13 protein-coding genes are annotated in these 13,145 nt (G+C 31.2%); all 13 read left to right on the top strand.

Features of this window, described 5'->3' with window-relative positions:
- The first annotated feature begins 1 nt into the window (after window position 1).
- The 13 genes from SIB89_RS01250 to SIB89_RS01190 all read left to right on the top strand — a co-directional run bounded on the left by SIB89_RS01250 (window position 2) and on the right by SIB89_RS01190 (window position 13,051).
- Window positions 2-1,570 carry an AlwI family type II restriction endonuclease gene (locus SIB89_RS01250; protein ID WP_412560833.1) on the top strand — a complete coding sequence of 523 codons (1,569 nt, stop codon included), beginning with the start codon at window positions 2-4 and terminating at the stop codon, window positions 1,568-1,570.
- 413 nt (window positions 1,571-1,983) lie between these two features.
- On the top strand, window positions 1,984-2,886 hold the full coding sequence (locus SIB89_RS01245; RefSeq protein WP_412560832.1) for a hypothetical protein: 903 nt from the start codon (window positions 1,984-1,986) through the stop codon (window positions 2,884-2,886).
- 161 nt (window positions 2,887-3,047) lie between these two features.
- Complete coding sequence (locus tag SIB89_RS01240) at window positions 3,048-3,554, top strand: hypothetical protein (protein ID WP_412560831.1); 507 nt, start codon at window positions 3,048-3,050, stop codon at window positions 3,552-3,554.
- A gap of 138 nt (window positions 3,555-3,692) precedes the next feature.
- On the top strand, window positions 3,693-4,175 hold the full coding sequence (locus SIB89_RS01235) for a hypothetical protein (RefSeq protein ID WP_412560830.1): 483 nt from the start codon (window positions 3,693-3,695) through the stop codon (window positions 4,173-4,175).
- A 177-nt stretch (window positions 4,176-4,352) separates the two neighbouring features.
- Entirely contained in the window at window positions 4,353-4,874 is a 522-nt protein-coding gene (locus SIB89_RS01230; protein WP_412560829.1) for a hypothetical protein, read from the top strand.
- Window positions 4,875-5,035: 161 nt separating this feature from the next.
- Window positions 5,036-5,938, top strand: a complete 903-nt coding sequence (locus SIB89_RS01225) for an alpha/beta hydrolase fold domain-containing protein (RefSeq protein WP_412560828.1) — start codon at window positions 5,036-5,038, stop codon at window positions 5,936-5,938.
- 310 nt (window positions 5,939-6,248) lie between these two features.
- Complete coding sequence (locus SIB89_RS01220) at window positions 6,249-9,326, top strand: Eco57I restriction-modification methylase domain-containing protein (protein WP_412560827.1); 3,078 nt, start codon at window positions 6,249-6,251, stop codon at window positions 9,324-9,326.
- Between the two features lie 383 nt (window positions 9,327-9,709).
- Window positions 9,710-10,348 (top strand): SLATT domain-containing protein, encoded by a 639-nt coding sequence (locus SIB89_RS01215; RefSeq protein ID WP_412560826.1) that lies wholly within the window; start codon window positions 9,710-9,712, stop codon window positions 10,346-10,348.
- Between the two features lie 233 nt (window positions 10,349-10,581).
- On the top strand, window positions 10,582-11,034 hold the full coding sequence (locus SIB89_RS01210) for a hypothetical protein (protein ID WP_412560825.1): 453 nt from the start codon (window positions 10,582-10,584) through the stop codon (window positions 11,032-11,034).
- 4 nt (window positions 11,035-11,038) lie between these two features.
- Window positions 11,039-11,311 (top strand): hypothetical protein, encoded by a 273-nt coding sequence (locus SIB89_RS01205; RefSeq protein ID WP_412560824.1) that lies wholly within the window; start codon window positions 11,039-11,041, stop codon window positions 11,309-11,311.
- Window positions 11,312-11,487: 176 nt separating this feature from the next.
- Complete coding sequence (locus SIB89_RS01200) at window positions 11,488-11,751, top strand: hypothetical protein (protein ID WP_412560823.1); 264 nt, start codon at window positions 11,488-11,490, stop codon at window positions 11,749-11,751.
- Between the two features lie 11 nt (window positions 11,752-11,762).
- On the top strand, window positions 11,763-12,119 hold the full coding sequence (locus SIB89_RS01195; protein WP_412560822.1) for a hypothetical protein: 357 nt from the start codon (window positions 11,763-11,765) through the stop codon (window positions 12,117-12,119).
- Between the two features lie 170 nt (window positions 12,120-12,289).
- A complete protein-coding gene (locus SIB89_RS01190) occupies window positions 12,290-13,051 on the top strand; it encodes a DUF6090 family protein (protein ID WP_412560821.1) in 762 nt (253 codons plus the stop codon).
- Window positions 13,052-13,145 lie beyond the last annotated feature (94 nt).

The following is a 13,145-nucleotide window of genomic DNA, read 5'->3' as shown; positions in this document are numbered from 1 at the left end:
AATGGCAAAACAAAGAATAAGAAGAAAGCCAACTCATAAACAAATGGCTTTTGAGACAGCAGTTAGGAATCCAGAAAGATATATTGATATATTAAGTGCTGTTTCTGAATTTGAAGGTACAATACTTAATGATAAAAATCTACTAAAAATAGTTTCAAAACTATATCTAAATGGTATCGTTTCAAGTAACGAAATTGAAATTACTGAAAACACAAAACTTGAAGATATTGAAGACCAAGTTATTGAAGTAAACAGCACACGAAGAGCAGATGGTGGTTTTCCAGCTGGTTACACTTCACGCTTTTGGACTTATATGCGAACACCTTCAGAATTAGGTTTTGTTTATGCTCAATACAATGAGCCTTTTAAACTTTCAGAAATTTGTAAAAAATTAATCTCATCAGAAATTGATGAACAAGAGGCTTTTTCAATACAAGCAATAAAATATAATCGTAAAAACCCTTATCGAAACGTAAGTAATGATTTTAACTTTTTCGTGTTTATTTTGAATGTTCTACTTGAATTGAGGAAAAATGGAAAATCTTTAAGCTACGACCAATTCATTGTAGCAATGTTTAGCAAAAATGGTAATGTAAAAGAGTTTCTAACATTATTAGAAAATAATAAGTTTAAAGATTATGATGCCGTCTTTGATTTTGTAAAAAACGAATATAAAGTCAACACGAAGTTTAAGACTATTACGCAAGATTATCCAGATGTTGTACGTAGAGTTTTTATAATTTCAGGTTTTATTTCTATTCGATTTACTGGAAAAAAACTAATTCAAATTAATGAAAGTAAACTCACATATATAGAAAAACTTTTGAAGTTTGATTTCAAATTAAGTGAGGAAGAAAAATCAGTTGCAATTAAATATTTTGATAAACTTAACACTCAAAATGACGAATTGTTTGAACTGATAACTTCATTTAGAAAAGAAGACGTTATTGACGGAGAGCAATATGTCAACAAAATTTACAGTATAATTAAAGATTACGGAATTAACGAAGAAATAATTGTTGAGAGTATTGAGAAAATCGGAACAAGGAGAACAGTTATTGATGAGTTTAAAGAAATTCCAGAACCTTTAAAATTAGAGTTTTTTATTTCAATTCTAATCGCACTAAAATATGGAAAAGAATATGCTATTAGACCAAATTATAAAGCCGACCATATTGGAAAACCATATTCTCACGCACCTGGAAACAAAGGAGACATAGAGATTTTCTCTAAAGAATTATATTGGTTGATAGAAGTAACATTAATCAGAAATAAAACCCAACAATTAAATCACGAAACTGCAAATGTTATTAGACATTTGTATTCAAATGAGGAGTTTGATGATAGGTTAATAAAATATTTATCATTTGTAGCACCAACAATTCATCAAGACGTCCGAGAATTCTTTGACTTTTCAATTGTAAGAGGTAAGTCAAACGAATATGATGTGAGTATTAAACCGTACGATTTGAAAGAGTTTGTAGATATAACTATGGTTAGTGATAATTTTGACGATATGAGAAATTACACAAACAATGTGATTGAAAATTTTAAAAATAATCTGAATTAAGCCAACGCTTAAAGCCATACACATTCACAATTCGCTACAGCCAACGCTACACCAAAAATTGCAAAAGAGTATGTCTTGCCAACGCTCACATTTGAACTAAATAACAAACATTGGAAAACCAAGCAGAACGTGAAAAGCACTACTTACAACAACGTGTATAAAACATAGCTATTATAGGCTTTCCGAGAGGTTTTTGTATATTTACAAAGTACGCCAAATTTTTTATTTGGTTATATTTATAAAAGAAAATTAAACATAAAAATAAAAAATTTGGCTCGTACTAAATCCGAAAAGTTAGCGACTATTTATACGCTACGTTTCATACACAAGACCGTTAGCATACATTACTGAAATCCACAATAAACATTAAAATTTTCGTAATAGATTTACAATTATTACAAACCATCAACAGAATGAAAAGAAATTTACTCGCATTTACTTTTGGAACATTATTACTGTTCAGTTGTTCAGACGGAGAAACCAAAAAGCAGTTATCCGAATTAAAAACTGAACTGGAACAGACAAAAACGGAATTGAAAAACTGTTCGACTGAATTGACTGAAATAAAGAATACAGCAGAAAACAGATTTATTAGAGCAAAAAAACTTCTTTCAGAAAATAATCTGTCTGGAGCAAAAACTGAATTTCAAGGAATTGTAGATAATTATAAAGGAACTAATGATGCAACGATTGCTTCAAAAGAAATAGCGAAAATCGATAGAACAATTGAACAAAAGAAAATTGAGGCGGAAAGAAAAAAAGCACTTGGATATAAAGTTTTAAAACCTACTACAAGAGTAAAATATGGAGATTTGTCGTTGAGATTTGACAAAATCTGGAAAGGAAAACGCTGGTCATTTGACGATTATGGAAGTCAATATTTTTTGAGAGACGCACAAAGAGGAAACAGTCATATTATGACAAGAGTTTCAGTAACGTCCGAAAATAATAATCCTTCTTTACCACCAATTTTAGTTTATCAAATGGACAATGGAGAATTGAAACTTTTAGGAACACTTGGATATAAATTTAGGAGGTGGAAAGATTATGGTTCCTATCTTGGAAATTACGCTGATTATGGCAATGATTTTGCTCATTCAAAAACAATTCCTTTCAATTGTGGTGTAGAACTATCTAATGATGATTTGAAAAGCGGAAAAATTTATGTAGTTCTAAAAAAGCAAGGTTGTTTTAATCGAACAAAAGTAGATTATGGAAATCCTGAAATCGCTTATCGAGAAAGTTCTTGTAATCCGAAACGAATTTTAAAAGTCGAGGATTTTGACAATGACTATGTACTACTTAAAAAACTATAAAAAATAACGTATGCTAACAACGTGTATAGCTCATTGCGGCTGAATTCCTAATCGGAATTCATTGCAATTTGCTATCTTTCGGTTGTGGCGGAAAATCATAGCTGATTTTCCGCAACGAGCCATACACAAGACCGTTAGCTACAATTTAACCAAACTGCATATTGAAAAAGAAAATAGCCGAATATGAAATTATTGAATCAGCAGAAAACTATAATAAAATAGTCCGAACTGAACTGAATCGAAAAACATTCGGAAAGAAATACAATCTATCTGGAGATTACCCAGATTATGGCGGAATTGATATTTTCCCAACTATTTCCTTTGCAGTTTTTAAACCAAATCTTGGTTCATTAGTAAAACTGAATTTGAATTGTGCGAATACAAACGAAAACGGGACTGAAAGTAAGTTGACTTTAAATCGTGTGAATGGCGCGACTTATAAAATGCAGTTTTGGTTTATGATTTTCTTTGTAGCCTTAACTCTGATTATAGCTTCATACCAAATTATAATTGGAAATGAAATTGGATTTGGAATGCTAATGTTACCGCTATTTGGACTTTTATATATTCTGATTATCGAACTGTTTTCTGAATTTACTATCAGCAGTCTGAATAAAAAAGTGGAAAAAATGATGGACTCTGAAAAACTAAAATATAAAAAACTGTAGCTAACAACGGCTATAGTTCATTACGGCGGAATTTCCTATCGGAAATTCCCTGTGTGTTTGCTATCTTTGGTTTACGGCGGAATAGTTCTGCCGAACCATTCCGTAACGAAACCATAGCCAAGACCGTTGTAAACAATTATGAACGAACGCGAAGACTACTTTAGAATTTCCAAAAATGGACACGTTCACACGCTGAGCGATAGAATTCCATTTAACTGGAAAGAACTATTGATTTGGACTTCTACTTCATTCATATTCCTAATTTGGTTTCTTGGAATCGGAATCGGAATTTTTGTTGCGATTTTGACCTTAATTGGATACACTTTTTACCGATTTGCTTCTTGGATTTACTACTCGGAATTAAAAATAGACGAGAAAAGCGGAAAATTAACTCGACTGAAAAAAATACTCGACCGAACTCAAAAAACGGAATTGATAAGTGAAAAATTTGACCCAAACCGATTTGAATATTCGGAATTAACTCGGAGCGGAAAAACGAAGTTCTTAATGAATTATCGAACACATAAAAACAACGAATTATTAATATTAAAAAATAAAACGGACAAAGAACAAATTGAGAAATACATTGCGGAAAAAATAACTGTTTACAACAATGTATAAAAATAATTTCTCAATTTTGGGCTTAACCAAAGGTAGTTGCAAGTTTACTACGCCTGATTTTCCTGCGGAAAATCCTCGCACGTAAACCCGCAACTATTCTTATACGAGACCGTTGTGGTGCATTGAAAAAAAACATCGTGCTACAAACAAATTAAACTAAATCGAACGGAATAACTGATGAATTTAGCGAGACATTGTGAGTTATGTGACCACCAAAAAGTTAATCTGAAACACGGAACGACTTGTGGATTAACCGACAGAAAACCTGAATTTAATAAAACGTGTGCAAAAATTACACTGAACGAAAAGTTTGAAAATAAACTGAAAACTGTAAATATCGAGTACGAGAAAATTAAGCGAACCAAAATCTTGACTTATACTTACTTTGCTGTTTTTATCGCAATCGGAATTGCCGTAATTGTTGGCGGATATTTATTGGGAAAATATGCTTTGGATAGTGGAGTTATTTCAACAGTTCCGATTATTATTATGGCTGTAGGTCTTGCGCCACTCGGTATGGCATTTGGAACTCTAAATAAATACCGTCAAGGTATTGAAAGCGCAAAAAGTAAAAAAGACAAAATTGATGAAGTGCTAAATTTATATCGAATTGATTATAATATTGACATCAAATTTGGAAAAGAATATCACGGAACTCAAGAGGTTTACGCTGATTTAAATGTAAAAGGATTGCGATGACAACGCACCACAACAATGTATAACCGCAATTACGGCGGATTCGACTACGTCCGAATCCACTCGGAATTGCTAACGTCAGTGCTAAACCGAAAATTAGAGCATATAATCCCGTAACTGACGGTTATACGAGACCGTTGCCAGCAATTAAAAAAACCGACCAAATGAAAAATAAAGTTCTATACTTGACAATCATACCAATGATGATTTTTTCATCTTGCTCAAAAGAATTGTCATCTATTGCAGATAAAACGGCTGAACAAATTTCTGCTACTTATGAAATTAAAAAAGATGTTTCATACGGAACAGATGCCGAACAAAATATGGACATCTATCTTTCCAAAATGGCAAAGTCTTACGGAAAAAATAATTACACAATTGTTTTTCTTCACGGAGGAGCATATTACTTAAGTGATAAAACTGAAGAAGAAAAATATATTGAGCCATATATAAAAAAAGGTCTAAATGTTGTTAATATGAATTATCGTCTTAAAAGGGGAATATCTCTCGCAACAAGCGACCTTTCAAATGCGCTCAATTTTCTAGAAGAAAAGAATGACACTTACAACCTAAATTTAAACAATATCATTGTAACAGGCTTTTCTGCTGGAGCTCAAATCGCCACAAATGTTGGATTATCACAAAACAATTCTTCCTTTCCTGATAAACTAAATAATGGAATCGAAATAAAAGGTATAATTAATTTTTCAGGTCCGGTAGATGATTTAGATGTCATTGAAAAAATCTTTGTTGATTTTGATTACGAACTATTTAGTAAGGCAGGTAAAGCACTTTTCCCATCAGAAGGCCATGCAAAGAAAGAGGTAGTATCTGTTTACGAACCCATAACCTACTTTGATAAAAATGACCCATCAATATTCTTGTGGCACGGAGGAAATGATAATCAAATTCCGCCCGAAACATTTGAAAATTTTACGAAAAAATTACGAGATAATAAAGATTATTTAAGTTACATCCCAAATGGAAAACACAGCCCAACTGCAGAAGAACTTGAAGATGCTTACTCTAAAATTTTTATGTTTTTGGACAATTTAAAAAATAAATAACTGCTGGCAACAATGGCTATAATTCATTGCGGTTGAATTCCTTATCGGAATTCAACGCTCATTTATTATCTTTCAGCTACGGCGGAAAGAATCCTGCGGATTTTTCCGCAACGAAACCATAGCCAAAACCGTTGTAAGTAATGCGAAAATCGAGCTAAAATTGAACATCTGAACTAAAAAAGCCAACGCGCAAACAGCACATTTGGTTTTTTGCCAACACATAATCCAACGCTTAAAAAACCAAAAGAGCTGTTCTTTGCCAACGCTCGAAAAATAGTATCTTGTGAAAGAAAAAACCGAACCAAAATAAATGCCAATATTTCAAAAATCCGTAATAAAAAAACACCTTAAAAATCTTGACCAAGAAAAGGTAGAAAAAGCTTTCCAAACATTCCGACTGAATTACAATCCAGCGAAAATTGAGCAAATAAAAACGCTGAAAGAAGAAGAATATCAAGACGGATTTTTACGTGAAATATTTGTTGATGTTTTAGGTTACACACTTCGACCAAACGAAAACTTTGATTTACAGCGAGAATTTAAAAATCAAACTGATGGAAAAAAAGCTGATGGAGCGATTTTAAAAAATGAAAATGCAATCGCAGTAATTGAGCTAAAGTCAACCAAAACAAAGGACTTAACAAAAATTACGCAACAAGCTTTTAATTACAAAAACAATCAACCTGAATGTAAATATGTAATTACTTCAAATTTTCAAAAAATTCGTTTTTACATTGACTACTCTACCGAATTTGAAGAATTTGATTTGTTTTTTCTCGATAGAGAAAGATTTGAACTACTTTATTTGATACTTCATAAAGAAAGTATTTTTTCAAATCTTCCAATTAAGCTCAAAAAAGAAACACAGTTTCACGAAAAGGAAATTTCAGAAGAACTTTATAAAGACTATTCTCATTTCAAAAATAAACTGTTCAATAATCTTATTGCCAATCATCCTGATGATGATAAGTTATTACTATTCAAAAAATCTCAAAAACTATTAGACCGATTTTTATTCATACTTTTTGCAGAAGATAGTGGCTTATTGCCACCAAATTCAATTTCAAGAATAATTAAGCGTTTTGACATATTAAAAGAAGAAGACGCTTACAAGCCGATTTACGAAATTTTCAAACAGTATTTCGGTTATATGAATATTGGTAGAAAAGGAAAAAAAGAATCCGACAATATTCCGGCTTACAATGGTGGATTATTCTACGAAGATTTGTTGCTTAACAGCTTAAATATTGATGATGAAATATTAATTGATGATTTGAAAAAATTATCAACGTATGATTTTAACACAGAAGTTGACGTAAATATTCTTGGTCACATTTTTGAGCATTCACTCAATGAAATCGAAGAAGTAACCGCAGAAATTGAGGGAACAGTTTCCGACCAAAAAAGAACGAAAAGAAAAAAAGATGGTGTTTTTTATACACCAAAATATATAACAACTTACATTGTTGCTAATACAATTGGAAAACTTTGCGTCGACAAAAGAAAAGAACTCGACATTGAAGAAATTGAATATGATGATTCATTTCTAAAAAAAGACAAGACTTTAACGGTAAAAGGGAAAAAGTTATTTAAAACTTTAACCGACTATAAAAATTGGTTGACAAACCTAAAAGTTATTGACCCAGCTTGTGGAAGTGGTGCATTTTTAAATCAAGCGTTAAACTACTTAATTGAAGAACACGAAAAAATAGACGACATAATTGCAGACTTAACAAACTCACCTTTGAGATTGTTCGATACAGATAAAAACATTTTAGAAAACAACCTTTTTGGAGTAGATATTAATGAAGAAAGTGTTGAAATTGCTCAATTATCGCTTTGGCTTCGCACAGCAAAAAAAGACCGTAAACTGTCTAAATTAAATAATAATATTAAATGTGGTAATTCTCTTTTAGCATCAGAATTTGATTGGAACAAAGAATTTCCAGGCATTATGAAAAATGGAGGTTTTGATGTTGTTATTGGAAATCCACCATACATAAAAGAGGCTACGAACAAATCAGCTTTTGACGGCTTACACGAACATTCGTGTTATCAAGGGAAAATGGATTTGTGGTATTTCTTTGGAGCTTTAGCTTTAGACATTATTAAAAAAGATTACGGTTTAATTGGTTACATCGCACCTAACAATTGGATAACTAATGATGGTGCTTCAAAGTTTAGAGATTATATTATTGAAAAGGGTAAAATTGTAGATTTTATAGACTTTAGCGATTTTAAAGTTTTTGATTCCGCAGGTATTCAAACTATGATTTACATTATGCAAAGAAGTGATAATAATGAAAATTATGGTCTTAACTTTTCCAAAGTGCTTAACAGTAAAATAAAACACGAAGACGCTCAACTATTTTTAGAAAAAATCGCTGACGAGAAATACGAGTATTTTACATCAAACATCGTTAAGAAAGAATTATTAAATCAACCAATTAATTTTATAAATGCAGAACTCAATTTGATAATTGAGAAAATTAAAGCAAAAGAAAATTTTAGTTTAGATTCTAAAGAAATTGCTTCAGGAATTGATTTATTGCAAGATTTCGTAAATAAAAAGCATAAAGAAGTAATCGAAAACGTAGAAATTGGAGATGGAATTTTTAATTTAAGTCAATCTGAATATGACAATTTGAACTTAAATCAAAAGGAAAAAGAACTTTTAAAACCATTTTATACAACAACAGAATTACAACAATACTATGGTAATCCAAAAAATAAACTTTGGATTATTTACACAGATTCGAGTTTCAAAAACAAAGAAAAAATACTTCCTTATCCAAACGTAAAAGAGCATTTAGACAAGTTTTTAGACGTTTTCACTTCGGTAAACAAACCTTATGGACTACATCGTTCGAGAGACGAAAAGTATTTTAAAGGAGAAAAAATATTTTCATTAAGAAAGTGTTCAGTTCGACCAAGATTTACTTATACAGATTTTGATACTTACGTTAATAGGACTTTTATGGTCATAAAAACAGATAGAATTAATCAAAAGTATCTAACAGGAATTTTAAACTCGAATTTGATAGCATTTTGGCTAAAGTACAAAGGAAAAATGCAAGGAAACAATTACCAAATTGACAAAACACCTTTAGAGAATTTGCCTTTAATAAATCCGAGTATTGAAACTCAAGACAAAATTGCTGATTTAGTTGACAGTATTATTTCTAACACCCAAAAAATGTCTGATTACCAAGAGTTGTTGGAAAAAGCAAAAACGGAAAACAATTTTGACCGAGAAATACAATTAACAAAAGAATTGGAGCAACTCACAGCGGAATTAGGAAAAGCAGAAAGTGAAATCAACTCGACTATCTACGAGCTTTACCAAATTGAACCGACTGAAATTGCAACGATTGAAAAGAATATATAGAAAATGAAAAGCCAACGCTAAAAAGCCATACACATTCGCAATTCGCCACAGCCAACGCAACACCAAAAATTGCAAAAGAGTATGTCTTGCCAACGCTCACATTTGAACTAAATAACAAACATCGGAAGACCAAGCAGAACGTGAAAAGCACTACTTACAACAACGTGTATAAAACATAGCTATTATAGGCTTTCCGAGAGGTTTTTGTATATTTACAAAGTACGCCAAATTTTTTATTTGGTTATATTTATAAAAGAAAATTAAACATAAAAATAAAAAATTCGGCTCGTGCTAAATCCGAAAAGTTGCGCTTATTTATACGCTACGTTTCATACACAAGACCGTTGCCAGTAATATAAACCAACCGAAAACCAAAGAATTTAATGAGTGAAAATTTAGAAACTACTTCGGGACAACAATATTTAGATAAAGATTTTAGTGTTGAACTGAACTTTAAATTTTGGACAACAAAAGGAGCTAGATTTGTTGCTAGTCATAGACTTAAATCGATAAATAAACTTTCTTCATATTCATTAGGTTTTTTATCAGCTTATTTAATAATTCTTGGACTTTTAAGTGTGTTTGAAATTGGGCCTGAATTATTGATTTCAACCAAACATTTTGCTCTAATCTCAACGAGTCTTTCAATTTTAATACTCGTCTTTAGCCAGTTGGAAGGTTCAAATGATTACCGACTACGAGCTGAAAAATTTCACGATTGTGCTTTAGAAATAAGCGAACTTTATAATAAACTACGCTATTTGAAAACAAGTTCTATGAAACAAGACGAAATAAACAAACTTTCGGAGGATTTGTCAAATGAATATTCTAACGTTTTGAAAAAATACGAAAATCATAAATACATAGATTTTTTAATGTTTCAAACTACTAAAAATGACTATTTCAAACTAAATTGGCTGAATATTGGAATTATCAAATTAAGATATTATTGGAGTACACAATTTTTATATCACATTTTGATAGTTATTCCACCGATTTTAATTTATTGGCTTATAAAATGAAAAAATACTACTGGCAACAATGTATAACCGCAATTACGGCGGATTCGACTACGTCCGAATCCACTCGGAATTGCTAACGTCTGTGCTTAACCGAAAATTATTAACTTTAAATCCGTAACTGACGGTTATACGAGACCGTTGTGTGTAATTTATACGGAAACCGATTGATGTAACATTTCTTCCATTTTTAATACAAATAATTGTAAATCAGAAAATTGGACTTTTAAAAAATAATGAAATTAGAAATACCGAATACCTTTCCGAATGAGATGTCGAATGAAGAAATCCAACGAGTGATTTCTGATTGTGCCCATAGAGCAACAGTAGTAACCAAACCTAATGTCAATGTTTCCTTAGGAGCAAATTACTATATATCAATGATTGAACTAGGACAGTCGGAACTTAATAATCGAATTCAATCTGGACTTCTAAATTTAATTGAAAAGGAGAAAAGCCAAAATAGAAAACATACATTTATCAATTGGTTTTTAACTGGACTAACAATTCTTTTGGCCATAATAACGCTCTTCATCGGAAGTAAAGCATTAGGGTTTGCAGAATCAGACCAGAAATCCGATGAAATCTGGCAAGCTGAACAAATTGAAATACTAAAAAAACAGAATCAAGAGCTTAAACAGTTAAATCAAAAATTATCCAATCAAGTAAAAACAGATTCTATAAATTAAGCATATGTACAAATCTAAAGTATGGCTTCATAAAAATTTAGAGGAGTTATCTGGTAATAGTGGCGACTTTTGGATTAGCTATACTTTTTTAGATGAGCCAAAGGCTGGTGATATTATAAAGGTAACTAATGAAATGGCTGAAGATATTGCAGATGATGAACGTTGGAAAAGGGAGTATGGGCCAGGTAATTATATTGTACAAAACGCAGAGAAGATGTTCGACCCAAAAATTAACGATGGCTTTTCTTTCTGCGTAATGACATTGAAAGTTAAATAAACTCTAGGAAAACTACACACAACAACGTGTATAGTTCATTGCTCCGAAATTCCTACACGGAATTTCTTTGCTGCTGAACAATGGTTTCTCGCCTTTTCTCTATCTTAGTCATAACGCAACGAAACCATACACGAACACGTTGTGCGTAAGTTGACCAAAACCTGAAACAGAAACCTATGTTAGAAAATTTCAAGACATATTTGATTAAAAAAGGATATAGTGAATTTACACCATCTGGAAACCCTTCAACAGTTTACGATTATATGAAACGAGTGGAAAAGATAAGGTCTAGAGAGAACATATCTATCAATGAGCTATCTGAAAACATAAGTTATTATGTAGAAAAATATGATTTCGACGGAACTGAATCTGAATTTGGAAAAAAAAGCCATAACGCATTCATAAATGCCTTAAAAAGATTTGAGGAATTTTTAAGCTAAATAAAACTTGAATGAGAGAAACTGTTGAATTAAGAAAAAAGCCAGAATTGAAAATCGTTCTGAATACAGACGAATTTGAAATCGTTGACGCTTCGGAACCTAAAAATAGCGGAACTTACTCATATGCTGAAATAAAAACTGCGGAACTGAATTCGGAGCAAACTAATTGGTTTATTTCTGTTTTAAGTATAATAGTTGACTTTTTAACTGGAAGTGGAAATGGAGGGAAATTTAGAACTAAAGCAAACTTAATTCTTAAAATGGAAAATCAGAACTTGAAAATATGGCTGAATAATGCGGATTTTGAAAAAGCGGAAAAAATAACAGAATTAATTAATGAAAAAAAACCTACGCACAACACCGTATAAAATTAATTGCTAGTGCAAGCCTACTTACGAAAATCCTAGCGGATTTTCTATTCGGTTTGTATTTGCTAAATTAGTTGCTTAAACAACGCAACTAATCTTATACAAAACCGTTGTGCTTCATTAGTCTGCGCTAAAGCTATGGACAAGAAACTATGACCAACCATTAACCAATGATAAAATTCTTTAGAAAAATTAGACAAAATTTACTTGCAGAAGGCAAAACTGGAAAGTATTTTAAATACGCCATTGGAGAAATTATGCTTGTTGTTATCGGAATTTTAATAGCATTAAGTATTAATAATTGGAATGAGAAAAGAAAGGAAAATTCAACAATTAAAACCTACCTAAAAGGTATTGTGGTTGATTTGAATAAGGATACAAAACGGTTTGATGTAATTATTAAAAACCTGAATGAGCAAATAGAAAACAATTCAAAGGTTTTTGAGAATAAAAATTATCAAACTCTTCCATTCGATTCAATTGTTTTAACAATAACAAGTTATTTCAATGATTATAAGATTACTGACCAAACCTACCAAAAATTAAAAAATTCTGGATTGGCAAATCAATTAGGGTCAAAAGAATTGAATGATGCTATCAACAATTATTATTCAGAAGACCTATATAGATTCAATTTGTATATCGACTATGACGAAAAACGTTCAATAAATGATGATGATTTTTGGTTTGTTACAAATGATTATGAAATCAATCCCGTTTTTGGTCGAAGTCAAAATCTGAATCTCTCTTTTTCGGAGAATGAAGAGTCGAGAAAGACAGCATTAATTAAAAAGATAGAATCCAACTTGGGAAGAAATAATTTAAGAAATAATATTTCAAGGAAATCAATTGGAATAAATATCACTCAAGAATTGAAAAATAAAGCGGAATTATTAACAGAAATGATTCACGAAGAATTGAATGAAAAATAACGAAAGCACAACAACGTGTATAGCTCATTGCGGCTGAATTCCTAATCGGAATTCATTGCAATTTGCTATCTTTCGGTTACGGCGGAAAATCATA

This window comes from Winogradskyella sp. MIT101101, from assembly GCF_047126865.1.
Lineage (GTDB): Bacteria > Bacteroidota > Bacteroidia > Flavobacteriales > Flavobacteriaceae > Winogradskyella > Winogradskyella ouciana.
This window is presented reverse-complemented; position numbering and strand designations above follow the sequence as displayed.